General features: G+C 58.0%; 29 protein-coding genes and 1 tRNA gene. 20 read left to right on the top strand and 10 right to left on the bottom strand.

Annotation, left to right across the window (positions count from 1 at the left end):
- Nucleotides 1-233: 233 nt before the first annotated feature.
- The 6 genes from WLZ34_RS02425 to WLZ34_RS02400 all read left to right on the top strand — a co-directional run bounded on the left by WLZ34_RS02425 (nucleotide 234) and on the right by WLZ34_RS02400 (nucleotide 7,568).
- On the top strand, nucleotides 234-1,844 hold the full coding sequence (locus tag WLZ34_RS02425; protein ID WP_434731733.1) for a hypothetical protein: 1,611 nt from the start codon (nucleotides 234-236) through the stop codon (nucleotides 1,842-1,844).
- A gap of 97 nt (nucleotides 1,845-1,941) precedes the next feature.
- Nucleotides 1,942-2,853 carry an N-glycosylase/DNA lyase gene (locus WLZ34_RS02420; protein WP_434731732.1) on the top strand — a complete coding sequence of 304 codons (912 nt, stop codon included), beginning with the start codon at nucleotides 1,942-1,944 and terminating at the stop codon, nucleotides 2,851-2,853.
- Between the two features lie 34 nt (nucleotides 2,854-2,887).
- Nucleotides 2,888-3,487, top strand: a complete 600-nt coding sequence (locus WLZ34_RS02415; RefSeq protein WP_428726937.1) for an HD domain-containing protein — start codon at nucleotides 2,888-2,890, stop codon at nucleotides 3,485-3,487.
- An 86-nt stretch (nucleotides 3,488-3,573) separates the two neighbouring features.
- Nucleotides 3,574-4,710: a radical SAM protein gene (locus tag WLZ34_RS02410; RefSeq protein ID WP_434731731.1), complete on the top strand. Its 1,137-nt coding sequence runs from the start codon at nucleotides 3,574-3,576 to the stop codon at nucleotides 4,708-4,710.
- A gap of 3 nt (nucleotides 4,711-4,713) precedes the next feature.
- Nucleotides 4,714-5,079, top strand: coding sequence for a hypothetical protein (locus WLZ34_RS02405; protein ID WP_434731730.1), 366 nt, complete (start codon nucleotides 4,714-4,716; stop codon nucleotides 5,077-5,079).
- A gap of 62 nt (nucleotides 5,080-5,141) precedes the next feature.
- Nucleotides 5,142-7,568, top strand: a complete 2,427-nt coding sequence (locus WLZ34_RS02400) for a valine--tRNA ligase (RefSeq protein ID WP_434731729.1) — start codon at nucleotides 5,142-5,144, stop codon at nucleotides 7,566-7,568.
- Between the two features lie 12 nt (nucleotides 7,569-7,580).
- Here the strand turns inward: WLZ34_RS02400 and WLZ34_RS02395 are convergent, their stop codons facing one another.
- Nucleotides 7,581-8,279, bottom strand: coding sequence for a metallophosphoesterase family protein (locus WLZ34_RS02395; protein WP_434731728.1), 699 nt, complete (start codon nucleotides 8,277-8,279; stop codon nucleotides 7,581-7,583).
- A gap of 73 nt (nucleotides 8,280-8,352) precedes the next feature.
- On the opposite strand from WLZ34_RS02395, the gene WLZ34_RS02390 reads away from it, so the two are divergent.
- Nucleotides 8,353-8,622 carry a hypothetical protein gene (locus WLZ34_RS02390; protein WP_014737154.1) on the top strand — a complete coding sequence of 90 codons (270 nt, stop codon included), beginning with the start codon at nucleotides 8,353-8,355 and terminating at the stop codon, nucleotides 8,620-8,622.
- Here WLZ34_RS02390 and WLZ34_RS02385 read toward each other — a convergent pair.
- The gene (locus WLZ34_RS02385; RefSeq protein ID WP_428726942.1) at nucleotides 8,573-8,791 is read right to left on the bottom strand and encodes an indolepyruvate ferredoxin oxidoreductase subunit alpha; all 219 of its coding nucleotides are present in this window, start codon (nucleotides 8,789-8,791) and stop codon (nucleotides 8,573-8,575) included. The genes WLZ34_RS02390 and WLZ34_RS02385 overlap by 50 nt on opposite strands.
- Nucleotides 8,792-8,858: 67 nt before the next feature.
- Here WLZ34_RS02385 and WLZ34_RS02380 point away from each other — a divergent pair, with 67 nt between their 5' ends.
- On the top strand, nucleotides 8,859-9,533 hold the full coding sequence (locus tag WLZ34_RS02380) for a CehA/McbA family metallohydrolase (protein ID WP_434731727.1): 675 nt from the start codon (nucleotides 8,859-8,861) through the stop codon (nucleotides 9,531-9,533).
- 2 nt (nucleotides 9,534-9,535) lie between these two features.
- Here the strand turns inward: WLZ34_RS02380 and WLZ34_RS02375 are convergent, their stop codons facing one another.
- From WLZ34_RS02375 to WLZ34_RS02350, 6 genes are all read right to left on the bottom strand, one after another.
- Nucleotides 9,536-10,402, bottom strand: coding sequence for a hypothetical protein (locus WLZ34_RS02375; RefSeq protein ID WP_428726944.1), 867 nt, complete (start codon nucleotides 10,400-10,402; stop codon nucleotides 9,536-9,538).
- 94 nt (nucleotides 10,403-10,496) lie between these two features.
- Complete coding sequence (locus tag WLZ34_RS02370) at nucleotides 10,497-11,387, bottom strand: ATP-grasp domain-containing protein (protein WP_434731726.1); 891 nt, start codon at nucleotides 11,385-11,387, stop codon at nucleotides 10,497-10,499.
- Nucleotides 11,384-11,746 carry a hypothetical protein gene (locus WLZ34_RS02365; RefSeq protein WP_434731725.1) on the bottom strand — a complete coding sequence of 121 codons (363 nt, stop codon included), beginning with the start codon at nucleotides 11,744-11,746 and terminating at the stop codon, nucleotides 11,384-11,386. Before WLZ34_RS02365 ends, WLZ34_RS02370 begins: the two co-directional genes overlap by 4 nt.
- 21 nt (nucleotides 11,747-11,767) lie before the next feature.
- Nucleotides 11,768-12,574, bottom strand: a complete 807-nt coding sequence (locus WLZ34_RS02360; RefSeq protein WP_434731724.1) for a hypothetical protein — start codon at nucleotides 12,572-12,574, stop codon at nucleotides 11,768-11,770.
- A 71-nt stretch (nucleotides 12,575-12,645) separates the two neighbouring features.
- Nucleotides 12,646-13,467, bottom strand: coding sequence for an S-methyl-5'-thioadenosine phosphorylase (locus WLZ34_RS02355; RefSeq protein WP_434731723.1), 822 nt, complete (start codon nucleotides 13,465-13,467; stop codon nucleotides 12,646-12,648).
- Nucleotides 13,468-13,469: 2 nt separating this feature from the next.
- Entirely contained in the window at nucleotides 13,470-14,156 is a 687-nt protein-coding gene (locus WLZ34_RS02350; protein ID WP_434731722.1) for a phosphoribosyltransferase, read from the bottom strand.
- A 55-nt stretch (nucleotides 14,157-14,211) separates the two neighbouring features.
- Between WLZ34_RS02350 and WLZ34_RS02345 the strand changes: the two genes are divergently transcribed.
- Entirely contained in the window at nucleotides 14,212-15,396 is a 1,185-nt protein-coding gene (locus WLZ34_RS02345) for an MFS transporter (RefSeq protein ID WP_434731721.1), read from the top strand.
- On the opposite strand, the gene WLZ34_RS02340 is transcribed toward WLZ34_RS02345, so the two are convergent.
- Nucleotides 15,386-15,946, bottom strand: coding sequence for a flavin reductase family protein (locus WLZ34_RS02340; RefSeq protein ID WP_434731720.1), 561 nt, complete (start codon nucleotides 15,944-15,946; stop codon nucleotides 15,386-15,388). The two genes, WLZ34_RS02345 and WLZ34_RS02340, sit on opposite strands and share 11 nt — an antisense overlap.
- Before the next feature lie 98 nt (nucleotides 15,947-16,044).
- Here WLZ34_RS02340 and WLZ34_RS02335 point away from each other — a divergent pair.
- From WLZ34_RS02335 to WLZ34_RS02295, 9 genes are all read left to right on the top strand, one after another.
- Nucleotides 16,045-16,129, top strand: a tRNA-Leu gene (locus tag WLZ34_RS02335).
- A gap of 57 nt (nucleotides 16,130-16,186) precedes the next feature.
- Nucleotides 16,187-17,530 (top strand): signal recognition particle protein Srp54, encoded by a 1,344-nt coding sequence (locus tag WLZ34_RS02330; protein WP_434731719.1) that lies wholly within the window; start codon nucleotides 16,187-16,189, stop codon nucleotides 17,528-17,530.
- A gap of 77 nt (nucleotides 17,531-17,607) precedes the next feature.
- Nucleotides 17,608-18,921 (top strand): tRNA pseudouridine(54/55) synthase Pus10, encoded by a 1,314-nt coding sequence (locus tag WLZ34_RS02325; RefSeq protein WP_434731718.1) that lies wholly within the window; start codon nucleotides 17,608-17,610, stop codon nucleotides 18,919-18,921.
- Between the two features lie 44 nt (nucleotides 18,922-18,965).
- Entirely contained in the window at nucleotides 18,966-19,268 is a 303-nt protein-coding gene (locus tag WLZ34_RS02320) for a 50S ribosomal protein L21e (protein ID WP_434731717.1), read from the top strand.
- A gap of 5 nt (nucleotides 19,269-19,273) precedes the next feature.
- Nucleotides 19,274-19,636 (top strand): DNA-directed RNA polymerase subunit F, encoded by a 363-nt coding sequence (locus tag WLZ34_RS02315; protein ID WP_434731716.1) that lies wholly within the window; start codon nucleotides 19,274-19,276, stop codon nucleotides 19,634-19,636.
- A 144-nt stretch (nucleotides 19,637-19,780) separates the two neighbouring features.
- A complete protein-coding gene (locus WLZ34_RS02310; RefSeq protein WP_434732000.1) occupies nucleotides 19,781-20,362 on the top strand; it encodes a DUF655 domain-containing protein in 582 nt (193 codons plus the stop codon).
- Entirely contained in the window at nucleotides 20,346-21,179 is an 834-nt protein-coding gene (locus tag WLZ34_RS02305; RefSeq protein WP_434731715.1) for an rRNA adenine N-6-methyltransferase family protein, read from the top strand. The genes WLZ34_RS02310 and WLZ34_RS02305 overlap by 17 nt, the downstream gene beginning before the upstream one ends.
- Nucleotides 21,180-21,208: 29 nt before the next feature.
- Entirely contained in the window at nucleotides 21,209-21,781 is a 573-nt protein-coding gene (locus WLZ34_RS02300; RefSeq protein ID WP_434731714.1) for a methyltransferase, read from the top strand.
- Nucleotides 21,778-22,479 (top strand): RNA methyltransferase, encoded by a 702-nt coding sequence (locus WLZ34_RS02295; protein WP_434731713.1) that lies wholly within the window; start codon nucleotides 21,778-21,780, stop codon nucleotides 22,477-22,479. The genes WLZ34_RS02300 and WLZ34_RS02295 overlap by 4 nt, the downstream gene beginning before the upstream one ends.
- Before the next feature lie 9 nt (nucleotides 22,480-22,488).
- Here the strand turns inward: WLZ34_RS02295 and pyrH are convergent, their stop codons facing one another.
- Nucleotides 22,489-23,160 carry a UMP kinase gene (gene pyrH / locus WLZ34_RS02290; RefSeq protein WP_434731712.1) on the bottom strand — a complete coding sequence of 224 codons (672 nt, stop codon included), beginning with the start codon at nucleotides 23,158-23,160 and terminating at the stop codon, nucleotides 22,489-22,491.
- Nucleotides 23,161-23,251: 91 nt separating this feature from the next.
- Between pyrH and glmS the strand changes: the two genes are divergently transcribed.
- Nucleotides 23,252-25,087: a glutamine--fructose-6-phosphate transaminase (isomerizing) gene (gene glmS / locus WLZ34_RS02285; protein WP_434731999.1), complete on the top strand. Its 1,836-nt coding sequence runs from the start codon at nucleotides 23,252-23,254 to the stop codon at nucleotides 25,085-25,087.
- Between the two features lie 9 nt (nucleotides 25,088-25,096).
- Nucleotides 25,097-26,269, top strand: a complete 1,173-nt coding sequence (locus WLZ34_RS02280) for a sugar phosphate nucleotidyltransferase (RefSeq protein ID WP_434731711.1) — start codon at nucleotides 25,097-25,099, stop codon at nucleotides 26,267-26,269.
- Nucleotides 26,270-26,295: the final 26 nt, after the last annotated feature.

Below are 26,295 nucleotides of genomic sequence, written 5' to 3'. Positions count from 1 at the left end.
GGTGGTAATATGTCTTTGCAGAGGCCACTCTAGGGCTACTCCTTACGAAGCAGCTGTGGATTGATGTATTGCTGTTAGGCGTACCCCGAGGCCCTTTCGCATGCGTGTCGAGGCGTTGGTCGTGGACGACGAGCGCGAGCAAAAGTTTATAGATACAAAACTTGTTTAACTGTTATAGGGGGCTCCTAGTGCGTGTTTGGCCACGCTGGCTCAGCCGGCATTACGTGGCTCTATTGATAGTTGTCGGGGTACTCTCGGCCTCCATACCTCTCGGGACATACCTAATGGTCGAGCCTGGGGTCTACCTGGAGTTCAGGTTCCACGAGCCCTCGCACGACAGGAGTATCGATGTGTCAGACCAGCTGTCTTTGAGCAGGGACGTATACCTGTGTGTGAGGGCAGAGGCTGTCGCCCCTGTCCCAAGCGACACTCTTCTACTGGGCTTCAAGTGCTACAAGGGTATACCCCTCCTCCTAGTCCCGTACAAGAGCATCGAGCCGGCGTTGAGGGCCTGGGCCTCGGTGCTCAGGTCGAGAGGAGTACCAGGCGACGGTTTGACAAACCACTTCTTCGGCCTAATAGTACACGCTGTCTTACTGAACTCCTCAAACAACAGCGTGTTGTACGAGACGACATACTCGCTCCCGGTTAAACTCGGCGACCTCTTGTCACCGCGAGCGCTGAAGTACACGCTCTCGGTGTCCAAGGCCGGGGGGCTCTACCAGGCGGTCTACAGAGTAGAGAACGTCCTATTAAGGCCTGTGAAAAACTTTGAAGTTCTCCAGGTCGAAAACGCCGAGGCGAGCACTACTCCACCGACTTCGAGTAGTGTAGACCTGAAGTGCGCCCCCGCGTACCCCCCATTCTACTACTGCGAGAAGACGTACACGAACAAGCCAGAGTACGTGACAGCGTACCTACCTCCCAGCTACTCCAGGGTAGAGAACGGAATACTCTACGTTAAAACGCCCGTGTTGATCGCGAACAACCTCTTCTCCTACTCGGGGGTGGTCATGGTCAGCATGAATATAGGGCCCCGGCAAAAAGTAGTAGAGGCTAAGCTCACCGTCGGCACTGGAGACATCTTGCCGAATATAACGCGTGCTAACCTGCCGGACATAAGCCTGCAGCTAGCCGGGAGAACGTGGGGAGGAAACACCTACTACTACGGCGTCAGTTACCCGGTTGCGCCCAATTCTAGTGCGTGGTTGTACATATGGGCCAGGCCAATACAGCGGTTCGTCGAGGCCTACCTATGCAGTTCGAGTGAATGTACCCGCCTGCAGGGCCGGGACAGAGTAGAGGCGTTCATAACAGACGTCCTGGTGAACGGCACCACCATACAGGGGGGTGTAGAGCAGGGGTTGCCGCACCCCTACATCATGGACAAGTTCTTCAACGCAACCACTAGAACCCGGCTTGTAATACCGGGCACTGCCCTAAGCGACGGGACGCTGAGCCCGGGCGAGTACGTCGCTCTAGAGAGCGTATTCCAATACTACGACACCTGTGGGAGCGGGTCCGGAGTAGGGGTATCCGGCGCGGTCATAGCGATGGGTGTTTGCCCCGCCCTTGGCCTCCCCACTAGCGGCGCGGCGTGCGCGGTGGCCGCGACTCTCGCCTCAGCAATACAGATATCGCTGGGCACCGAGCGGCCCGGCATCTACGTTACGGGCAATGTATATAATGTTGGCAGTTGGCAGGGCACCGGCTACAACGTCGACAAGTACGTGTACGTAGCAGTCAGCAAATACAATTACACACAACCGCCCCCATGGCCGTGCCCATCGTGCGGCAGCTGCGTCTACAATGTTCCAGCTGGCATATACTTCGAATTCGCTTAACCTCCCAATACAGTGCCTAGACAGAGTTCAACGGCGCAACCTCCCCCTAAACTTGCGTTTTTCCCGTCGTGCCCACACCGGCTTGGCGAGTGTTTATTTGTACTCAACACGACATTTACTTCACGGACTACCGCCTCAGGGGATCGGGACGCTGATAGTAGACCGTGATAGGGTAAGGTTCATAGCAGGGCTCTTGAGGGGTCTCGGAGGATTCCTCGAGTGCTTCGAGAGGGTCGACCCTCAGTTCGGCGCGGTGAGGCTGGTCGTTGAGAGGCTTGGCTGCGGGAAGTCCGCTGTCCTAGTCGTAGCCAACTCCCTGGTGAGCTACCAGCTCAGTACTACCGGCGAGGTGTACTGGACGGAGTTCGCTAAGTGGGTGGTGTCGTCGACGGGAGGACTATACGAGGTACACAGGGGCTTCCTCGAGTCCACGCGCTTCAACAGGGCCAGGCTGTTAGACAAGCTCGACAGGCTCAGCAGGTTCTACGCTTCGAGACTGGCGGCGGAGCTCGAGGCCGACCCGCTGAGGTACTGTGGCAACCTCCCGGGACTCGTGGAGGAGCTGGCGAGGACGATGGGTGGAAGCCCCGAGGACAAGACAATCGCCTTCGCGGGTAAGATGCTGAGGTACGTCTGCTTGGCGTGCGGCTCGGAGACGAGGGGGGACGTAGCCGTACCCGTAGACCGGAGAAACGCCCTACTATTGCTAGCAGGCTGTCTCGTGAGGGGGTGTGGCGGGAGCCTAGACGAGTGCGTGGGCTTGTTGATGACAAGGCACAAGAGGACCGCCCTGGCAGCCCTCAGAGAGCTCTGCGCCACGGCCGGAGTGGACTGCGTGAAGCTGGACGCCCTCACCTGGGCACTAGCAGGGGCGCTCACGGGTAGGAGGCGGATGGACGAGATCCTGGAGGCGGTGAAGGGCTGTCTTGGCGGTGAGCGTATCGAGATTGTCTCGGGGCTCTACAGCGAGTTCTCGAAATGCCTAGAGCCCCGGACCAGAGGGGTTTAAAGACGAGGGCCCTCATGTAAACGTGGGTGTGCCCATGGAAGGTGTCGTGGCCGAGGCTAGGCGCGTAGCACGGGAGTCGCTGGGATCGGACTTCGACCACGGGTTCCCCCACGTGGAGAGAGTGAGGAAGTGGGCTTGGGAGATCGTTAGGGGGGAGGGGCTGAAAGTCGACCCCCTCGTGCTAGACCTCTCGGTATACCTGCACGACGTCGGGAGAGTCATAGGGGAGCCCCACGCCTACTACTCGGCGGTCTTCGCAGCGGGGTTCCTCAGGAGGTGGGGCTTGGACGACGCGGTCGTCGAGAAGGTTGTCAACGCCATAGAGTACCACAGCTTCAGTTACTCGCGCTCGAAGAAGGTCTGGCCTATGAGCACCGAGGCCCTCGTCCTGAGCGACGCCGACAAGCTCGACGCGCTGGGCGTGGTAGGGTTCCTACGGGTGTTCGCGTACAACTGGAAAACGGGTAGCAGTATGGACGACATCATAAGGCACTTCCACGAGAAGATATTCAGGCTGAAGGACCTGATGCACTTCGCGTACTCCAAGAGGAGAGCGGAGGAGCTGACGAGCAGGGTCGAGAGAGTGGTCAGAGAACTCTTAGAGGAGCTCTCCTCCTCGGGTGAAGGCTCGTAGGCCTCTGAGGGCCAACCTCTATCACATGCTTAACGGAGTGGGGAGACCTAGACACGGTTTTAAGAGTCTTATCCAAGAGAAAAGTTATGAAGACCATGTTCGAGGTCTTCGTACTTAGACCCGACGCCCTCACAGTGTGGGAGGACAGGGTAGTAAGAGAGAGGCTGTCCTGGTACCACAGCGTGATGGTCGACGAGAAGCCGGCGAAGTTCATAGTCGCGCGTAAGGTCGAGGTCCCCGAGGACCCGTACAGGTTGGAAGACACGAGGGAACTGTGGAGGGTCCACGAGAGGGCTGCCAGGGACTTCGACAGCCTGCTGAGAGAGGTCAAGAGCGCCGACGCGACCCCTGCCTCGTACCTGAAGACCCCCGACCCCAGGCACAGCTACCTCGACGTGAAGACAGCTATCGCCCGCAGGCTCATGGACCCCTGCAGGCTGTGCGAGAGGAGGTGCGGCGCCCGCCGGCTCAGCGGCCAGCCCGGCGTCTGCTTGATGGCCGACAAGTGCATTGTTCACTCGGCCTTCCTCCACATCGGGGAAGAGGCGCCGCTCGTACCTAGCGGGACTATCTTCTACGGTGGCTGCAACTTCAAGTGCGTGTTCTGCCAGAACTACGACATCAGCCAGGTCAACGCGAGAGGCGGCGAGGTTGTCTCGAGCCTGGAGCTCGCCAAGGTCCAGAGGGCTCTAAGGTTGAGAGGTGCGCGCAACATAAACCACGTGGGGGGCGAGCCGACGCCTCACGTGGCCTTCATACTCGAGAGCCTCAAGTTCCTCGACGTGAACGTGCCACAGCTGTGGAACAGCAACATGTACATGACCGAGGAGGTCACGAGGCTGCTCCTCGACGTGATAGACATATGGCTCCCAGACCTGAAGTACGGGAACGACGAGTGCGCCTGGCGGCTAAGCAAGGTTAGGGACTACTGGGCGGTAGCGACGAGAAACATTAAGATGGCGCACGACTCAGGGGACATGATCATAAGACACCTGGTCTTACCCGGGCACCTGGAGTGCTGCACTAGGAGAGTCCTACAGTGGATATCCGAGAACACGCCGGGGGCGCTAGTGAACGTCATGGACCAGTACAGGCCAGAGCACCTAGTCCTGAAGTACCCGGAGAAGTACAAGGAGTTAACGCGGAGGCTCAGGCGCGACGAGGTCCTCGAGGCTTATAAGATGGCCGAGGAATTTAAGTTAGAGTACAAACAGGTGTCTTAGCCGATGCTGCCGGGCAGTGTAAGGGAGGTGTACTTCAGCGACTACTACAGGGTACTGGTGGTTGAGGAGGACGACAAGGTCTTCGTAAGCGTGGACGTGTACAAGAAGGGCTTTGACTACCCTGTCACGAGGACTAGCTGTGTAAAGGAGGACTTTTGCCTGGTATATTCGACTCTAGACCCAGCTTTGGCGGGTCCCGAGCTCAAGGACGTGACCCTGAGCCTCGAGGTCGTGGGCTCCAAGACCCCGGGCGGCGTGGAGACGTTGAACGTCAGGTGGGTTTTGAGAAAGCCCCTCGGAGAAGACGTGCTAAGAAAGGTGTTCGAGACCTCCTGGCTTCTCATTAGGGCAAAACCCACTCCACAGTGAGTCGTTGAACGTTTTTAATCACAAACGGCTACTTTATAACACCTAGCCGGATAGGTGTCGCGTTGCCGGACACGTACAAGCCTAGGTTAAAGGTGACGCGCTGGAGCCCCAGTAGAGAGGTCGAGTTGCTAGAGCTGTGGGAGAAGGAGGGGCTGTACAAGCCCGGTCTAGACTCGAAGGAAGTGATAGTGATAGACACGCCGCCCCCGTACGCTAGCGGCAAGTGGCACGTGGGCGGCGCGGCGCACTACGCCCAGATAGACATGGTGGCAAGGTACTTCAGGATGAAGGGCTACGCCGTCGTGGCCCCCTTCTACGCCGACAGGAACGGGCTACCAGTAGAGGTACAGGTCGAGAAGAAGTACGGCGTCAACCCCCACGAGCTCTCCAGGACGCCCGAGGGTAGGGAGAAGTTCCTGGAGCTGTGCAAGCGCTTCCTGGACGAGGCGGAGAACGAGATCGTTAAGGTCTGGAGGAGGCTCGGCTGCAGCTTCGACTACTGGAGGGAGGGGACGGACAGCGCCAAGTACAGGGCGATAACACAGTCGACCTTCATAGACCTCTACAAGAAGGGGCTGATCTACGAGGCCGAGAGACCCGTTAACTGGTGCCCGAGATGCAGGACGACGCTCGCGGACTCCGAGCTAGAGTACTTCGAGAGGGACGACTACCTGTACTACATAAAGTTCAAAGTCAGGGAGACCGGCGAAGTCGTTGTTGTGGCCACTACTAGACCCGAGCTCCTAAGGGCCTGCAAAGCCCTCGTCTATAAACCGGGCGACGAGAGGTACGAAAGGCTGAAAGGTCTGCACGCTGTAGCCCCGCTGTACGGGACAGAACTGGTAATAGCCGAGCACCCGGAGGTAGACCCCTCCTTCGGCACAGGCCTTATGATGGTGTGTAGCTTCGGAGACCACGTCGACGTCAAGATGTTCAGGGACCTAGGGCTCCAGCCCGAGATAATCATCGACAAAGAAGGCAGGATGACGGACAAGGCAGGCTTCCTCGCAGGGCTAACCGTCGAGGAGGCGCGGAAGAAGGTCGTCGAGTCGCTCGAGTCGAGCGGACTCCTAGTAAAGAAAGAGGCCATTAGGCACTCGGTGCCGGTCTGCTGGAGGTGCAAGACGCCGACTCAGATCATCGCGACGAGGGAGTGGTTCCTCAAGCAGGTGGAGTTCAAGAACGCGCTGATCGACCTGGTCAACAAAATCGTTTTCAGGCCGGAGTTCCACAAGAACAGGCTTGTGTCGTGGATCAACAGCGTAGCAACGGATTGGCCTATAAGCCGGGACAGGTACTACGCCACCGAGGTCCCCGTCTGGCGCTGCACGAGCTGTGGTAGCGTGCTCGTCCCGGAGCCGGGCACGTACTACAGGCCCTGGAGAGACCCGCCGCCATGGGACAGGTGCCCAGTGTGCGGGGCGCCCAGAGACAAGCTTGTCGGCGAGAAGAAAGTGTTCGACACCTGGTTCGACAGCAGCATCTCGGTGCTCTACGCTTCTGGGTACATGCACAACCCCGGCCTTTACAAGAGAGTGAAGTACACTCTGCGCCCGCAGGGCGTCGACATCGTGAGGACGTGGCTCTACTACACACTGCTGAGAGTGTACCAATTGACAGGGAAGCCGGCCTTCAGCTGGGTGAGGATAACGGGGATGGGGCTAGACGAGAAGGGTGAGGAGATGCACAAGTCCAAAGGCAACGTCATAGACCCAGACCCCTACCTGGAGAAGTACGGGGCAGACGCCTTCAGATTCTGGGCCGCAGCCAGTGGGAGGCTAGGGTACGACTACAGGTTCTCGGAACAGCTGATCAAGACGGGGCTGATGTTCGCAACCAAGCTGTGGAACATAGCGAGGTTCGTGTCTAGTTTCCCCGAGCCGGGCGACTACAGGCTGAGGCCCATAGACGAGGCGACCCTGGCCTACTTGAACGCCGTCCTCGAGAAGGCCGACAGGGCTTACGCGGAGCTAGACGTTTACGAGCCGGTACACGAGATATACCAGTTCGCGTGGAACTACTTCGCCTCTCAATACGTCGAGCTGGTCAAGTCGAGGGCCTACAACCAGAGCGGGAGGTACAGTAGCGAGGAGCAGAGAGGGGCCTGGTTCACTCTACACTACGTGTTGAAGACTCTTCTCAAGATGCTGGCGCCGGTAATGCCGTTCGTCACAGACGCCATTTACAGAGAGCTCTACGGGAAGAGCGTGCACACAGAGGAGTTCCCTAGGGCGGATAAGGTGCTCGTAGAGAAGGGGTACGAGCTAGCTAAGCTCGTAGAGGAGGTCAACTCCGCTATATGGAGGTTCAAGAAGAAGAGCAACATGCGGCTCTCCGACCCCGTAAAGGCCAAGGTCTACCTACCTGCCAAGCTCCGGGGGGTCTTGGAGGAGGTAGTAGACCTGCACAGGCTCGAGGATGTCGAGTTGTACGAGGAGCCGCCCGCGAATGCGGCGGACATCGGTGGCGGAGTCTACATTGCGTTGTGACCGGGCGATTTTTCACTCGAGAGAGACCTCGACGATCCTCCCCCTAGCCGGGAAGGAGACGTTGTATACAGGCGTGCCCCCGACGACCACCCTCTCGTACACCCCCCTGTGGGCGTGAGCGTGGATAGCCAGGCTGAAACCCCCCTCGGCCAAGACTCTCTCGAAGTCAGGGTTGGCTAGGTAGTCCCAAATATCGCGGGGCTCACCCGCGAGGTTCTTGAAAGTCACCCCGTAGTGCGTCAGCAGTACGATTTTCTGGCACCCACGAGCCCGGCACTCCCTGCTCATTCTCAGCACCTTCTCCGGTAGAGTCTTATAGTAGACTCTTAGACCCGGCATATGCCTCTCCTGCCACTTCGTCGGCCTGTTGAGCGCGCCCCGAGACCCTATAATACACAGCCTTGCACCGGACACCTCTAGGTCGAGGACCTCGTCGTTCAGCCACCTGACCCTCCCGTAGACTCTCCTATACTCGTCCTCAAACCCCGCGTACTCCTCGTTCCCGAAAACCGCCACAATAGGCACGCGTCCAAACCGCTTGAGGAGCTCTTCGTAGACTGGTCTAAAAGCGGCTATGTTGTTGTGCTCCACTAGGTCGCCCGCGAGTAGAACCACGTCCGGCTCTATAGAACCAGCTTTCTCAAGAACGCCCAGGAAACTCGAGGTGTAGACCGGGGCGTGTATGTCGCCGGTGGCCAGGATCAGTACCACAGTAGTACCCTAGGTAAACTTATAAAGACCTCGTTTTATCAATAATCTCCCAGCTCCCAGGTGCGGTGGTGCTATGACTGTAGGCTTACTGAGGGGTGCGGAGAAGTCCGGTCACAAGGGCTGGACCACTGTATACTGTGCGATTTGTAACAAGAAGCTGGACTTGTTCGCCGCGTACGATACAAAGGACGTCTTCTACTGCCCCACCTGCGTCTCAAAGGGTAGGGATGCGTACTTCTGTAGTGCCGACGCGAGAAGGCTGCACTACAGGTGCCCCTACTGCGGAGGCGAGCTTAAGCCGTACTTCCCTCTGGAAGAGACTTTCCGTCAACAAAGACCTTGATGGCCCTCCTAGGGCAGAGAGGTACGCAGGCAAAACACCCTATGCAACGCGAGTCGTCGACGCGTACTTCCCCGTTCTTACCCGTGTAAAAGACGTGTAGCGGGCACAAGTCGACACAAAGCATACACTTGTCGCACTTCTCGGGGTCCAGTACCACTCTAAAGCTCATGACTCTCAGCTAATACTTTAAACTGTCCAACCCGGTCTAAAATACCGTCGAAGAGCGGTGCTAGGTAGTGAGGGTCAAGGCAGACCTCCACATACACTCCCTCTACAGCGACGGGAAGAACTCCCCAAGCGAGATAGTCCACCGCGCCGCAGACATCGGGCTGGCCGTGGTATCGATAAGCGACCACAACACCTTCGAGGGTAGCGTGAGAGCCATAAGACAGGTACCCAGGGGCTCACTGGAGGTGCTAGTGATCCCTGGAGCAGAGGTTAGAACGGACAGAGGAGACGTGCTGGTCTACTGCGAGCAGCCTTTCGAGACCCCATACAGGCTTGAAGAGCTCGTCGATAAAGCGCACGAGAACAACTGCCTCGTGGTCCCCGCTCACCCGTTCGACCTTTTCAGGCTCGGTATAGGCGAGTACGTGTACAGCGTAAGGGGGTGGGACGCTATAGAGGTTTGGAACGCGTCTTCTACCAAGGCCTCCAACAGGAGGGCGGTTCAGGCGGCCAGAGAGCTAGGCCTACCCGGGTTGGCCAACAGCGACGCACACGTTGTCGAACAGGTCGGCTCCGCTCACACGATCATCGAAGTGGACGACCTAGAGATCCAATACGTCTTGGAGTCCATTAGGAGAGGCCGGGTGCAACCTGTATTCGGGCGTCACGGAGTGAAAGCGACCTTTAAGTGGGTCGAGTGGAGCATTGAGAGGAGGATTAGAGACTTGTTGGAGGGCAAGTAGCCCTACGCTGTGAGCAACCCCTCGTAGACTGCCAGGAACGTCAGCACCGCAAGCTCCTCGACGTACTCGTTGAAGCTGAACCCCTGCCTCCTCACCTCGACGTCTACCTCGAGTAACTTCTTAGCCGCATCCTTACTGGTCAGGTCCTTCTCTACCAGGTCTCTCACGGCACCTCTGAGGTTAGCCGGAATGCGGGGGGTGATTAAGTCGAGGTAAGTGGCCAGTATACTGGCCTCCGTGCTCTTGAACCGTTTCTTGTAGTTGAGCATGTTCTTCAGTAGCCCTATGACCGGGAACTCGTAGGTGTCGAGAAGAGTAAAGGCGGGCCACCTAGACGACAAGGCTCTGAACACCTCGCCGAAAGAAACCGTTGAGCTGATCAACCTGACGCCTGTAAGGTCTGTAGAGGCGAGGTGGTCGAGCATGTCCGTCCTATGGACACTCCTCAGCGCGTCTTGGAAGGCCTTGATGTCCCCAGGCCTGTTCGCCGAGAGGAGGTTTTCCACCACCCTCTTCACTTGCGCGTGGTCTCTCAGAATACTCTCGGTACCGGTGTACCCAAGCGAGAAAGCGTACAAGAGGCTCGGCACTATCAAAGAGGGGTACACCCTACCACACCACCTGAAAGCCTCCCTTAGAGCTTTACTGAGAAACCTGCCGAGTTCGACAGAGGGCAGTGAGAGGTCGCCTCTCCTAACCCGCTCCCCTACCGAGGTCGCCTCGTTTACGAGGTCCGAGACCGAGATACCGTTGCACACGAGGCTAACCGACTCGAGGTCTACTCTCAACCTGTGGTAACCACCCGGCTTGATAGGGGTGTCGACTGCTAGGTAGACCCCGTACAGGAAGGACTTTACCACGGTGCTCACGTGGACCACCCCTCTTTACCACTCGTCTTGGAGGACCTAGAGGTCAGGCTGAGAGCTCTTCCTCACCACTCCGGATGGTTTGCTACTCATCATCTCACTTCTTTATCTTATCCTTCAGGAGCCTAATTATATCCCTCGAGGGGTCTACGCCGGTGGCCAGCTTGAGTCCGTGCCACTGCGGGAAAGCGTTTACCTCCAGGATGAACAGTTTGTTTGTCGCCCTGTCTAGTGCGATGTCTACCCCGGCGTAGTCGAGTTTTAAGACCTTAGTAGCCTCTAGTGCTAGTTTGAATGCTTCAGGGTACTCGCTCTCGTCGACTTTCACCCCTCTAGCGCCCTGCGCTACGTTAGTCTTCCACTTACCCTCCACGACCCTCTTCATACCGGCGACTACTCTACCACCTACCACGAACAACCTGAAGTCGAAACCAGGCTTGTCCAAGAAGACCTGGTAGTAGCTTGGTATACCCATCGACGACAGCCCCTTAGTTAGCTGGAAGGCAACGTCGGGGTCTTCTACAAGTGTCGAGCCGAGCCCCAGACTCCCCGTGATGGGCTTTAGAACAGCTCTTCTGGCCTGCTCTACGTACCTCATCGCAGTAAACGGGTTCTCGGTGACCAGCGTGTTAGGGACCGGCAGTCCAGCAGAGGCCAGTGCCAGGAGACTCCTCCACTTGTCTCTGGCAATGACTGAGGCGATTGGGTCGTTGACAACCGGGACTGTCTTTGATAGCGCCTCCAAGACGCCTATCCTCTTCATGAAGACCTCAAGCGACATGAACACCCCTACACCTCTAAGAACGGCGCCGCTTATGTCTAGTTCTCTGTTGTGGTACTTCACGCTGATCTTCCCGTCCACTATGTAGGAGTCGAGGCCTTGAACCCTGACGTACTCTGCCTCCACGTTCTCCTCGGTGGCAGCCCTCATCAAGTCTACGACGGACTCCGATAGTGTCGACCTAGAGTGGATTATCCCTATCTTCATCTCGGGTACAGCCTCAGAGAAGCGACTGCGGTGGCGAAAGAGGCTAGTGCCAGCGTGGCACAGGTCGACAAGGAGTAGTATGAGCCGCTGAGGACGTAGCCTAGGAGCCCCCCGATCGACACGAGAACTACTGATAGCAAGACGAGGACGGCCGTCTCTCTCGGGCTTTTAACGTAGTCGACGTACTTGACGTAGTAAGCCATCGAGAGCAAGAACAACGCGACCCCTGCCACGACTGTGTAGAGGCTCGCCTGGTAGGTTATGAGGAGACTGCCTATGCCTGAGGCCGCTAAGGCGGCGTAAGTGTACCTCCTGGTGTAGAGCCTAATACTGGGCATGCCATATACCACGCTCAACAAGTCGTTTACACTCGTCTCTTATTAAGATTTTAACTCGTTTATAAACAGGGACAAAATCGCGAAGTAGACAAGCGACTCTAGCGGGTCGGTATTCATTTGAATGCTATGCACCTTTACACCGAGGCGTGTAAGCTCCACCACTCTTTGCTTCACGAGGAACTCCTCAACACTGTTGTACAGTAGTACGAGGTGCCCCGAGAGCGGCGCCTGCTCGAGACTCACGTAGACCGAGCTGATCCCTGCGCTTCTCAGCGCCTGTGAGAAGAGGAGCCCGGTTGGCTCGAGGAACCTCGTAGACGACACGTAGACGGCTCTCTCCGACACCACATCCTCTAGGTTACCGACATACTTGCTGACCAGCTCCTCGCCCAGGACGCTGAAGCCCTCCTCGGCGTGTTTACGTAGTCTCCTCCCTCTCGCGTCGAGCTTGTCCCCGTACAGGCCCGCATAGTACTTGAACACCGTGATCGCCTCCAACGTGGCGTACTCCACTTCGTCATGGACGCTCACGAACCGCACGCTCTCAAATCTGCTTAGGAGCCCTCTGGCTCTCTCGTCTCTTGGCTGGGGTAGCACCAAAACTGCCTCGTACCCGAGAGCCCTAGTTGTTTGGAGTAGTTCGTAAACAGCTGGGGAGTAGGGGTTTGACGCGTATGCTAGGACCGGGTCTCCCTCTCTATAGGGGGCTACGTGGTAAACAAAAGACTCGACGTCAAAGAGGAGGACCGTCTTAGACGGGTTCAACACGTTGTTAAACCAGTAGACTAGCGAAGCCGGCAAAAACCCGTGCCTATCGTACAGGACTACTAGGCGAGTTGCGTCGGACAACTGCCTAGGTGTCTCGGCAACTAGCTTATTTGATAGCTCCTCTAGTCTATTTAGGCTGGTTAAAAAACGCTCTAGATAAGCGCTGTCTCTAAGCTTCTGCAGCAACTACACATCCGCTCATCTGGTCTGTCGGGTAATCTTCTCACAATCAGCGGTATTAAACTCCTAGCCTTCACCGTGTTCTCCTCCATGACTCTAACCACTTCCTCGGCTGTGACGGGGCGTTCAGCCCACACGTCGTAGTCGGTGACCATGGCTACCGTGGCGTAGCACATCTGGGCTTCGCACGCCAGGTTGACCTCGGGCACCAGCGTCATGCCGATGATGTCGGCCCCGAAAACGTCTCTCCACAACCGGCTCTCCGCTCGCGTACTGAACCTCGGCCCTTCTATGCATATGTACGTGCCCTTGGGGTGAATCCTAAGCCCAGCTACTTCCTTAGCCGCCTCTACGATAACCCTCCTCAGGTGCTCGCAGAAGGGGTCAGCCATGCTCACGTGAGCCACGGTGCCGCCCTCGAAGAACGTGAAGTCCCTTATGCCCTTGGTCATGTCTATGAACTGGTCTGGTACAACGAAGTCGCCCGGCCTCATCTCTTCGCGCAGGCTACCTACAGCGGCGAACGAGATGACCCACGAGGCGCCCAAAGCCTTGAGCGCCCATATGTTGGCTCTGTAGTTTATTCTGTGCGGGGGTATTCTGTGCCCTCTACCGTGCCTGGGCAGGAAGGCTATTCTCCTTCCGCCTAGCTCCCCGACTACGACCTTGTCGCTCGGCTCACCGTACGGTGTGTAGACCTTGTACTCGTTCACGTTCTTTAACTCGGGGATGTTGTAGAGACCGCTACCCCCTATAATGGCTACCTCCACCTGGACAGGAGGCTTAACCAGCAAGTCTAACCAGCCTCAACCACGTACCTCCCAGTCCTCTCGTCGTACTTGAGGAGCCCCTTTTCCACGAGGGCGCTTACGGCTTCCTTGTAGTAGGTCTCGCCCACGTCCACGCCGTACCAGTCCTTGAAAGACTCGACTATCTCCTCGTACGACCACTCCCTCTTGCCCGCCTCTTTGAGGGTCTCCAAAACCATTCTTTTTATGAACTGGGTGGTGTCCTCTAGCCTGGTCCAGGGGTACTGGAACCACCACCAGTCTTTTACCTCGATGTAGTAGTAGTCCGGCTTGAACTTCGCGACGCTACTTATCCACTGCAGGGCGGCTGTTCTGAGCTCGCTGGGCCTCCAGTTCTCCGCAATGTAGTCCCTCGCAAGCTTAAGGGTGTCACCAGTGTCCACTATGTCGTCGACCACTAGCACCTTGAAACCCCTAAGGTCCAGCTGGTAGGGGAACTTTATGATAGCCCTCTCCTCCGCCTTCGCCGCCTCTGTCCAGTGCTGGCTTTGTATGCTCAACAGGTTCTCTACCCCGAGGAAATCACAGACCAGCCTGCCGGGTACGTAGCCCCCTCTAGATAGCGCCACTACGATGTCTGGTTTAAACCCGCTGCTTTTTACTATATTCGCGAGACCACGAGACCACTCAACGATCTCTTCCCAGGAGACCAGTTTCACTTTTACCCTTGGCATGGTCTCACAAAATTAATAAAAACGCCCCCCGCTTATAGGATTTACGGCGTTGATTATGAAGAGAGCAGCCGTAGTACTCTTAGTAGTCATGCTGTTCGCCTACGGTCTAGTCTACTTCCACAGGGTTATGACGGGCATAATGAAGGAGGAGATCGAGGGGTTCGCCGAGTACTACAAAGTGGACCCAGAATACCTGCTGGCGTTTTTCCCATCAGCGTACTTCTACGCGTACGCCCTGTCACAGCTGTTCATGGGTAGTCTCGTTGACACATACGGCGTGAAGAGGGTTGGGGCCCTAATGATGGGCTTGATGGGTTTGTCGACCGCTCTCATGATGTTGCCGTCGCCTGCGGCGTTGATGCTGGGCAGGACGCTGGTAGGGGTGTCGGCGGCCGTGGTGTTCGTGGGGACTCAGAGGGTGGCCTCGCTCTACTTCGCGTCTAGTAGCCAGGCGATAATAACATCACTGCTGTTGATGACCGGAAACATAAGCGGGCTCCTCGCGACCTACCCTCTACGGGTCTTCCTATCGTACTACGGGCTAGCAGGGCTCTTCACGATCCTAGCGGCGCTCGCCCTCACGATCATGGTCCTCGTATATCTTCTAGCATGGGACGTCGGTACGCGGAAGAAGGGGCTCGGGCTGAGAGAGGTGTGGGGTAAACTGGTTCACCTGTCCCGCGAAAAACACGCGTGGGCTACAGCGCTGGGCGCCGTGGCCTCTTACGGGACTGGGACAGCCTTTCAGGCGGCCTGGGGCCAGGACTTGATGTCGCGGGTGTTCGGCTACGACAAGTTCACGGTGAGCATACTCCTGATGTACCTCGCGCTCTCCTTCGTGTTGTCCGCGCCTCTAGTAGGGGTCTTGAGCGATAGGGTAATGGGGAGAAGGAAGCCCGTCCTAATCGCGTCCAACATTGTTTCCACGCTCTCGTGGGCCTTGATAATAGCCTCGGTACTGACGCACAGTAGCCCCCTACTCCTCGCCGGGCTGGTACTCCTCGGCGTATCGATGGGGCTGCACATAGTAGCCCCGCCTATGGCCAAGGAGCCCTACGGCATCGACTACTCGGCTACGGCTACATCGTTCTTTAACCTAGTCTTATTCACCGGGATCGCCGTGCTACAGAGCACAGAGCCTTTCGTCGGGCCGCTAGCCAACTCGGCGTTGAGTCTCACCGTCTCCCTGCTAGGGCTAGTGCTCGTGGTGGCCTGGACACGCGAGACGCTTAGGTCTTAGGCACAACAGTCACTTTTCCGGGGCCAACGAACACCCGCCCCCTCATGTGCATGAGTATCCTAGCCCTACCGAGGTTCCAGCTGTACTTCTCGTAGAGGTCCTGCCTCACGTGGACTGCGAGCGACCTAGCCAGGACGAGGGCCACGGACTCCACGTCTATCATCCTCTCGACCCTGCACTCTACGAAGCCGTAAGACCCCTTGACACCGGGCGGCTTGACGAACTTCGAGGGAGCTGGCTCGAGGCGTAGGAGTTTCCACTTGTCGACACTCTTACCGCTCAAGCTACCGGCCTGGTAAACTAGGCCTGCGTGCTCCTCCCCCATCACGTTCACCGTGAACTCGCCTACTTCGAGGAGGTTCTGGTACGTCTTCGTCTCCTTGTCCAGGGCGAGGGAGAGGATGAAGGGCTCGTCGTTCACGGGCATAACCCATGACGCCGCCATTACGTTCAGCCTGCCCTCCCTATCGGAGGTCACGATGAGGTATGCCGGCCTGGGGTGCAGGACGTGGTACTCGTTCGGGTCTAGGGACACGTACACCTGTTCCACCAGGACCCTCCCAATGCTGTAATTACTCCATCAGAACTCTATATTAACCCAGTCGCTGGAATAATTAAAAAACCCCGAGTGACTATCTAAGAGACTGAGCGGGGGTGCCCGAGCTAGGTCAAAGGGGCCGGGTTGAGGACCCGGTGGCGTAGGCCTGCGTGGGTTCGAATCCCACCCCCCGCACTAGCCGAACCTGGTTAAAGACGCGGCTTGGCATCACACTCTCAGGGTAGGTAAGGTTTGGTACTCGACGGCCTGAGGAGGATCGTCAGGAACTTCATGGAGTCTAGAGAGTATGAGGCGAGCGTCAACGAGTTCGTGAAAGAGCTCCAAAAGGAGTTGATCAGGAGCGACGTGAACGTCAGGCTCGTTATGGACCTGACCAAGAAGATCAAGGAGAGAGCGGCCGAGGAAAGGCCTCCCCCCGGGCTAACCCGAAGGGACTGGTTCCTGAGCATAGTGTACGAGCAGCTCGTGAACTTGTTCGGCGGCCCCGAGAGGCCCCAGGTCAAGCCGCCCAAGAAGCCCTGGGTCGTTCTGCTTGTGGGTCTGCAGGGCTCCGGTAAGACGACCACCGCGGGCAAGCTCGCCTACTTCTACAAGTTGGAGGGCTACAAGGTAGGGCTTGTGGCAGCCGACACTTTTAGGCCTGGAGCCTACGAGCAGCTGAAGACCCTCGGCGAGGTAGCGGGCGTCCCAGTGTACGGGGAGCCGGGGTCCAAAGACGCGGTATCCATTGCCGTGAAGGGCGTCGAGTTCTTCAGGGAGAAGGAGTTCGACGTGATTATCATAGACACCGCAGGCAGGCACCACAGGGAAGAGGACTTGCTGGCCGAGATGGAGGACATCGCTGGGAAGGTGCGGCCAGACGAAGTGGTGCTCGTGCTAGACGCCTCGATCGGACAGCAGGCCTTCGAGGTCGCCTCGAAGTTCCACAACAAGACCCCCGTCGGCTCCATAATCGTGACCAAGCTCGACGGGACGGCGAAGGGGGGCGGAGCACTGTCAGCGGTTGCAGCCACTGGGGCCAGGATAAAGTTCGTGGGTACCGGCGAGAAGATAGACGAGCTCGAGGTCTTCGACCCCAAGAGGTTCGTCGCCAGGATTATGGGGCTGGGAGACCTGGAGGGCCTGCTAGAGAGGGTCAAGAAGGCTAAAGTGGAGCTGAGCGAGAAGGACGTCGAGGACATCCTCGAGGGGAGGGTTAACATGAGGATCGTATACAAGCAGTTGGTGAGCCTGAGGAAAATGGGCCCGCTTAGGAAAATACTGGAGATGATCCCCGGGCTCCAGGTCAGGATGCCCGTCGAGGTAGACTCCAAGACCTTAGAGGAGAAGATGGAGAAGTGGCTGGCCGCTATAAACTCGATGACGTATGAGGAGCTCGACAACCCGGAGGTTATAGACAAGAGCAGGGTAAAGAGGATATCTTACGGGGCCGGTATAGACCCCGAGGACGTGAAGGCCCTCCTAAAGCAGTACGAGGCGGTCAAGTCCATATCGAGGCAGTTGAAGAGGCAGAAGAACCTACTCGCGAAGATGGGCCTGGACGCGAAAAAGCTCGGCGAACTTATGAAGGGCTGAGTACCAGCACCGACCCATCACCTAAATTAACCCTGGCTAGATCCTTGAGCTATAGCCACCCCTAGAAGTGATGCAATATGAGCGTCGAAGACGTGATGGGACGAGCCGAGAAGGCGCTATTTAAGTACCCGCTCTGCGACCACTGCCTTGGTAGGTTGTTCGCTAAGATGGGACGCGAGCTAGGGAACGAAGAGAGAGGAAGGGCTTTGAAGACCCTGCTGTCGATGGTGTACGACCTTAAGCTAAGGGCTGCGGGCGAGGGAGGGGTGAAGGGGGAGCTATACACGCTGGCGAAGCACGGGGGAGAACCTCTAACGAGGCTGTACAAGAGGGTCTACGGGGAGGAAGTGGCCGTCGACAAGTGCTACGTATGCGGCGGGCTCCTCTCGCGGTCGCTGTTCGACGAACTAGCCGAGAGGGTCTCCTCGTATTTGAGAGACCTTGACGCGTCGACCTTCCTCGTTGGAGTGAAACTCGAGCAGAGCGTCCTCGAGCACGAGCTGGAGGTAGCCAGGGTGGTGGGGTTCGACTACAGCGAGTCGATAAAAAACGAGGTGAAGCGGGAGGTCGGTAAGCGGGTCGCCCAGATAACCGGCCTTCAACCCTCCTTCACGAACCCGGACGTCGTAGCCATAATACACATACCTAGCCTATACGTCGAGCTAGAAGTGAAGCCGGTCTACTTGAGAGGTTACTACGTGAAGACGGGTAGGAACATATCCCATACCCCTTGGATCACGAGAGACGGCGCCAGGAAGTATCCTCTGAGTATACAGGAGTTCGTCGATAGTAGGCTGAGGGGCTTGTTCAAGGCGGACGCGGTCCTGATCCACGCTGCTGGGAGAGAGGACGTGGACGCGAGGATGGTCGGCACGGGCAGGCCGTTGGTCATCGAGGTCGTTAGACCCCGCCGCAGGAGGATCGACCTGAGCGAGCTGAACACTCTCCTCGAAGGCGGGGCAGTGACCGTGAGGCTCGAGGGCTACACTCAGCCCCGGGACAAGAGGGTTGTCAAGGAGAACCTGGGGAAGAAGGCGAAGGTCTACAAGGTCCTGGTCCTCCTCGGGGAGGAAGTCGGCGAAGACAAGCTCAGGCAGCTCGAGGACTCCTTCCAGGATAGGGTCGTGACGCAGAGGACCCCGACGAGGGTCTTGAGGAGGAAAAAAGACGTCGCGAGGAGGAGGAAGGTCTACTCCGTCAAGGTGGCCTCAGCCAAGGGCAGACTGGTCGAGGCCTTGATCTACTGCGAGAGCGGGCTCTACGTCAAGGAGCTAGTCCACTGCGATAACGGCAGGACAGACCCCTGCTTCGCAGGTATACTAGGGGTACAGGCCGTACCCCTTGAGCTGGACGTCCTCGGCTTCGCTGGGAGGCCAGGATTAGACTTTTAAAAGCCTAAAGAGTATTCGTTTTCAATGCTCAAAAGGGTTCTAGTATGGTCAAGGCGCCAAAGGGTTACAGGCACAGGACAAGGAAGCTATTGAAGAAAGACGTGAGGGAGAGGGGCGCTGTACCGCCACTCAGTAGGATCCTCGTGGAGTACAAGGAGGGCGAAGTAGTCCACATAGACATAAACCCGTCTGTTTACAAAGGCATGCCGCACAGGCGGTACCAGGGCAAAACGGGAGTGGTGGTAGGCAAGAGGGGGAGGGCCCTAATAGTTAAAGTCAACCTCGGAGGTAAGGAGAAGATACTGTTCGTGAGGCCCGAGCACGTCATAAAGGCGGGAGCAGGCTGAGCGAGTTGAGCAGGGTCATTAGGCTAAATGTGGTCGAGCAGAAGGTACTGTCCAACCCCGAGGCCGCCATCCTCCTCAAGGACGTCGTCGAGAGAATAAAGAGTAAGGAGGGCAGTATCTCCCCGTTCCTGGCCAAGGCTCTAAACTACCTCAGCAAGCACTCCAAACTCAAGGAGGACGTCGGCGTAGAAGCCGTCAAGTCCTTCCTCAAGGGTTTAGGCTACAAAGACGAGACCATAGTTATGATAATCAACCTGTGCCCAAAGACAGTGGACGACCTCAGGATCCTCCTCGACTATGAAGAGAGGTATGTCGAGGAGAGCGTTCTCAACGAGACCGTAGAGTACATGAAGAACGTCTGCCTGTAGTCCCCCTCTATTGGAAACGCTGGGGTGTGCTAGGAAATATTAGACTCCTTCGAACTCTTATTTAGTGAGGGTGTTTGAGAGGACTGAGCGGTTTTGTCCAGGAGAGGGCTAGAGGCTAGGAAGGAGGCTGGCAGAGAACCCGCGATGTATGTCCTAGACTATTTGGAGACAGGTAACCCCTCCGACAGGCACTTCGAGCACAGGAACCAGCCTTTGGTCCAGGGCGTAGGGGTCAAGTACCTCTCACTGCTAGAGGCTATTCCGCTGCCCGCTTTAAGGGTCGAGATCTTCGAGAGGATAGACCTGGGCCCCCACAGCAAAGTGAAGCACATCATCCACGTCTCGTACGACGACTTGACCAGCGTAGCTAGGTCGAATCTACCCGAGGCCCTGAAGAGAGTCGTGGCGGAGAACGAGAAGCTGTACACGGAGTTCTTCAACGTAGCGGAGCCCATAAACATCAGACTCCACGCCCTAGAGCTGCTCCCAGGCGTGGGGAAGAAAACAATGAAGACTATACTGGAGGAGAGGGAGTCCAAGAGGTTCGAGAACTTCGCGGACATTAAAGAAAGAGTGAAAATAGACCCCGTCAAGACCGTGGTCGAGAGAATAGTCAAGGAGATGGTTGGAGGCGAGAAGTACTACCTATTCGTAAGACCCAGAGAAAGGACTGCCGGCGAGGTCTATTTGGGCTACTTGGAGAGACTCCATGGTGAGCTCCTATAATGTGGACCCAGACTCTTTCCGGGCCGTCTTCAGGAGGGTCGTGGAGAGAGTTAAGTCCAGCCGTGTCAAGCTGAGGAAGAGCCTCAGCCAACACATAACAGCTAGCCCTCGCGTCGTCAACTGGGTCTTGGAGAGCGTCGACAGGTCCGCTGTGACCCTAGAGGTGGGGTCCGGTACAGGCATCCTCACGTACTTCTTGTGCAGGGCTGTGAAGGTCCCGGTCTTAGCTGTGGAGATCGACAGCGCCTTCGCCGACCTCTCCCGGGAGGTCGTCAGCTGCCGCAACGCCGTGGTATTGGTAGGCGACGTCCTAGACCTGGAAATAACAGCCGACCAGGTAGTGTCCAGTGTCCCCTACGCGATCTCGGGTAGACTGCTCTCTAAAATAGCGCGGAGTAACAGCGTCAGGAGGGCGGTTCTAATCCTCCAGAGAGAAGTGGTGGACAGGATGCTCTCGAGCCCGGGTGAAGACGCCTACGGGAGGTTGAGCGTCCTCGTCAAGCTACTCTTCGACGTGACTCCAGGCCCCCTCTTCCACAGGGCGGAGTTCTACCCGAGGCCAAAGGTTGAGTCCAGGGGTGTAGTCCTCGTGAGGAAGAGGGTGTACGACGACGATGTGGCACTCGTCGAGGAGCTGACGAGGGCGCTCTTCCCGTTCAGGAGGAAGATTGTGGGGGGCGTGGTGGAGAGAGTGTTCAAGGTCGGTAGGGAGGAACTGGGTCGCATAGGCTTGAACTGGTCCACGAGGGTCTACGAGCTGAGCGAGGGGGACCTGCTACGACTGGCGGAGTACCTGAGGTCAAGAGGTATACTATAGACAGCATCAGGATCGCACTGCTCAGAGACGTGTACGAGCCTAGCGACGACACCTGGCTCGCGGCCAGCCTGCTCGGTAGCGTCAAGACGTCTCTGCGGCAGAGGAGGCTGAAGGCCTGCGCGGATATAGGGTCCGGCACGGGGTTTCTAGGGCTGTACACGTTGGTCGCGGGCATCTGCGAGGAGACGGTGTTCGTGGACGTCTACGATAACGCGCTACTCAATACGAGGCTCAACATAGACTTAAACGGTCTGGGCTCTCGTGGGCTCGTAGTGTCTTCGACAGGGGGGTTACGAGACTCCTCACTCCATCTCGTCGTGTCCAACCCGCCCTACCTCCCAGGTGTACCGAGTAACGAGTACGAGGCGTCCCTTTACGCAGGTGCCCGCGGGTTCGAGGTCATAGTCGACGTAGTGAGGGAGGCCCATAGACTGCTCGTGGAGGGGGGTTTGTTGGTTTTAGTCTACTCGTCGCTCAGCAACACAGAGGTGGTAGAGGGGGAGATAAGCAAGTACTTCAAAGTAAGAGAGGTTAAGGTTAAGAGGTTCTTTTTCGAGGAGCTTAAGGGTGTAGTTCTCGAGAAAAAGAGTGGTGGGAGTTGATAACCAGGGTCGTACTGGTCGGCGTCGAGGGAGCGTACAACTTGGGCGTGATAGCGAGGACGTGCGTGAATTTCGGGGTTGAGGAGCTGTACCTCGTTAAGCCGAAGGCGGACTTGAACGAGGCCCTCAACTACTCTGCTAAGGCGAGGGAGTACCTTTCAAGGGCCGTCGTCGTCGAGGACCTAAAGTCGGCCCTGGAGGGAGTGGACCTGTCGGTCTCGACCAGCGACGAGGGCTTTTCTAGAGGCGACGTGTTGAGGCAGGCCGTAACCCTCGAGAAGCTCCTGGAGCTCGTGAGGTCCCGGGGTGTCAACAGGCTGGGGATCGTCTTCGGCCGCGAAAGCACGGGGCTTACGAGGGAGGAGATAGCCCAGACAGACCTGCTGGTCACAATACCGGCCAACCCGGAGTACCCGGCTCTCAACCTGGCGCAGGCCGTGGCAGTTGTCCTATGGGAGGTCTGGAAGATGAAGGGGGCGGCGCCGACCAACGTCCCCCCTCTCGCGCCTAGAGAGAGGCTCGATAGAATCGTTGGCGTCCTAAGCGAGCTAACAGACCTGGCCGTTTCGCCAGAGGACAAGCGGAGGAGGATCAAGACAGTACTAAGAAGGGTCGTGTACAGGTCTGGAATGTCTGAGCTGGAGGCGAGGACTGTACTCTACATGCTCATGAGGCTGAAGAGGAGGGTTTCGAGGTAGGAGTGTAGCCTACTCGGGGATTACGGTCGAGCCCGGGTTACCGCCTCTCATCATCTCGATCAAGCTGCCCGGGTTCTTGTAGCTAGCTATCTTGATGGTGATCCGGCTCCTGACGGCGATGTCTAGGGCTCTCAGGTCGAGTAGTGCGTAGTCCCCCGGTACCTGGCCGGCCTTGAGCCACTCGGCTAGCTTGGAAGCCTCGACGACCTTAAGCGGCCTCGCGTCGGGGTTTGTCCTGGGGTCTTTGTCGTAGACGTAGTCGGCGGCTGAAAGGTCGTAGACCTCGCGAGCCCCCACGGCCTCGGCCACTTCTAGTAGGACTGCCGCCGTCGACTGCCCCGGCACTAGGCCCCCCAAGACCACGACTCTACTGTACGCGAGCCCGTGCATGACCTCCCCGAGGGTTCTCGGGACTCCGGGGTAGGAGAGGGGCTGAAGGGACGCTACTAGGATCAGCGCGTTGAGCCTCGAGGCCTCTATCCCGATCTCGTCAAGCCAGTAGTTGGAGGAGACCCCTATAGACTTCGCCCTCTCGATAGCCTCTCTGGCCGCCCTACCCCCGCCCGCTACTACGACGACCCTCCTCTCGCGGGCAAGCTCTCTCACTACTTCTACGAACCTCCTCAGGGCCTCCTGGTCGTCGAAAATCTTGCCTGTCACTTTCACTACAACAGTGTCCACGCTACCCGAACACCCTTAGTCTAAGTAGGTGGATTAGGTTTTAAAGAATACACGGGTTTCAACCATATGTAGGTGTGTGGGGCGCAACTGTTTGTGCGGCATAATAGGCGTTTGCACCCGCGTCGACAAAAAGCTTAACACTGGGGACGTCGTCTACAAGGGTCTTTTAAGACTCGAGTACAGGGGTTACGACTCCGCCGGTGTTGCCTCGGTCGAGCAGGGAGTCCTGAGGGTGTTGAAGGGCAAGGGCAAGATCGCCGACCTGGAGAAGAGGCTGGGGTTGAGCCGGGTCAGGGGCAGCGTGGTGATAGGTCATACGAGGTGGGCGACCCACGGGGCGCCCAGCGACGTCAACGCCCACCCGCACACGGACTGCACGGGGACGATAGCGATAGTCCACAACGGCATAATAGAGAACTACAGGGAGTTGAAGGAGGAGCTGGCCAGGAGAGGGCACGTCTTCAAGAGCGAGACCGACACCGAGGTCGTCGTCCACCTGATAGAGGAGTTTTACAAGAGCGGTGATAGGCCCTACGACGCGTTCAAGAAGGCGGTCTCGATGATCAGGGGTAGTTACGCGATCCTCGTCGTCTTCGCGAGCGCCCCCAACACTATCTTCTTTGCCAAGAAGGACAGCCCCCTCGTAATAGGGTTGGGGGACGCGGCCAACTTCGTCGCGAGCGATATTCCGGCGGTCCTGGAGTACACTAGGAGGGTTATCACGCTGAGGGACGGCTGGGTGGGCTTCGTGACGGGGGACAGCGTTTTCATCGAGGAGCTCGGTAAGGGGCCGGTCAACCCTATGGAGTACGTGAGAGTAGTGGAGTGGAGCCTGGAGAGCGCGAGCAAGGGAGGCTACTCCCACTTCATGCTCAAGGAGATACACGAGCAGCCCAGGGCCCTGGTCGACACGCTTTACGGGCTCAGTAGCGACCCCACCCTGAGGGAGGCCTCGAAGGTCATGGCTGAGGCCCGCAGGGTCTTCATAACAGCCGCCGGGACAAGCTACCACGCGACTCTCCACTTCGCTGCTGCGCTGGCCAAGATAGCGGGGGCGCTGGCGACCCCTTTCGTAGCAAGCGAGTACGAGGCGTACCTCCCCGTCGTGAGGGAGGGGGACGTCCTGATAGCCGTGAGCCAGAGCGGCGAGACGATGGACACCCTGAAGGCGGCGAGGGCGTTCAAGGAGAGGGGTGCGAAGCTTATAGCGGTGTCGAACGTGGTGGACTCCGCTATACCTAGGGAGAGCGACATAGCGCTCTACACGAGGGCTGGCCCCGAAATAGGGGTTGCGGCGACGAAGACCTTCACCACTCAGGCCCTCCTCCTCTCGTTCCTCGCGCTGGACTACGCCCTCCTGCGAGGGGCGATACTGAAGAGCGAGTACGACGAGTACGCCAGGGAGCTCTCCAGGGCCAGCGACCTCGCGGCGAAGTCCATTGCGTGGAGCGAGGGTCTGGCGAAGAAGGTCAGCGAGATGCTGAGGCTGAAGCAGAGCGTCTACTACCTGAGCAGGGGGGTGGGCCTCCCGACGGCGATGGAGGGGGCGCTCAAGATCAAGGAGATAGCCTACATCCACGCGGAGGCCTACCCCGCGGGAGAGTCGAAGCACGGCCCCATAGCCCTCGTCGAGGAGGGGTTCCCAGTGGTCTTCGTGGTCCCCAGGGACGCCTACTACGAGAAGGTGCTCCTAGGGAATATACAAGAGATGAAGGCGCGTGGGGCCTGGATTATAGGCGTAGCACCCGAGGACACGAGCCTGGGCGAGCAGTTCGACGTGTTCTTCAGAGTCCCATCTTCGCACTGGCTGACAACCCCTATAACCCACACTCCACCCATGCAGCTACTAGCGTACTACACGAGCACGCTCAAGGGCCTCGATCCCGACAAGCCGCGGAACCTGGCCAAGACTGTCACCGTGGAGTAGGTGGTGGCCATGCTCAACTTAGTCCTAGCCGCTGGGAGGCCCTCCAAGGAGCTCGGCGTACTAGTCCCACCCCGCTCTAACAAGGTCTTGTTGAGGGTGCTCGGTAGACCGGTCCTGTACTACCCTGTGAGCGGGGTGTACCAGGCGAACAGGTCGACGGTGCTCGTCGTCTACAGGAGCGAGGAGGACGCTGTGCCGAGAGAGGCGTCGTCGGTTCTCGAGCCCCCTGTGGAGTTCGTGGAGCAAGAGGCGGGAGAGACGGTGAGGGACGCTCTACTGGCCGCGAGAAGGGCCATCGACGTTACGGACTACTTCCTGCTGTCGTTCGGCGACATAGTGCTCGACGCCGAGGCCTACGCGAAGGTCGTCAACACGCACCTGGAGGAGAGCCCGGACGCGACTATCCTCGTGGCGCCGGTCGAGCCCCACAACGTGGAGAACTACGGCTTCGTGTCCGTCGACGAGAACTGGCTCGTTAGGAGGGTCTACTCGACGGGGCCTAGACCCCCGGAGGCGGTGTACACGATAGCCGGGGTCTACGTACTCCCGTCGCGCGTATTGGACTACCTCGAGAAGGGGCTGAACCTCCCCGAGGCGATCCAGAAAATCGCGGAGTCCGGGCGGGTCAAGGCGGTCCTGTGGACGGGGACGTGGGTGGACGTAGGGTACCCCGCAGACCTCCTGGAGGCCGTGTACCAACTACTCTCGAGGCTGAGAGGGGTCGCGATATCGGGGAAGGCGGTCGTGGAGAGGACCGCCGTGATCGAGGGGCCGGTCGTGGTCGAGGACGGCGCCTACATAGACCACTACGCGGTGGTCAAGGGGCCGGCCTACATCGGTAAGAAGAGCTTCGTGGGCGCCCACAGCTTCGTGAGGGACTACGTGGACTTGGAGGAGAGCAGTAGGGTGGGCTCCTACAGCGAGGTCAAGTTCTCGAGCATCCAGCCGTACTCTCTCATGGACAGCAAGGTCACAGTGCTGAACTCGGTCCTGGGCTCGGAGAGCATCGTAGGCATCGGGGTCACCACGCTCAACGTGCTGCCCTCCGAGGAGGCCCCGCCCCGCCTCAGAGAGCACGTGGTCAGGAGGGGCGTGTTCGAGAAGAAGATGGGGGCCGTCATAGGCTACGGTGCTAGGGTCCCGCCGTACACGGTGCTCAAGCCGGGTAGCGCATTCAAATGAGGCCCCCACCATATAAAAGGCGTGGA

Origin of the sequence: Thermogladius sp. KZ2Tp1 (assembly GCF_051131135.1) — an archaeon.
GTDB lineage: Archaea > Thermoproteota > Thermoprotei_A > Sulfolobales > Desulfurococcaceae > Thermogladius.
Note: the sequence above shows the minus strand (reverse complement) of the source record. Positions and strands in the feature narration are given on the sequence as shown.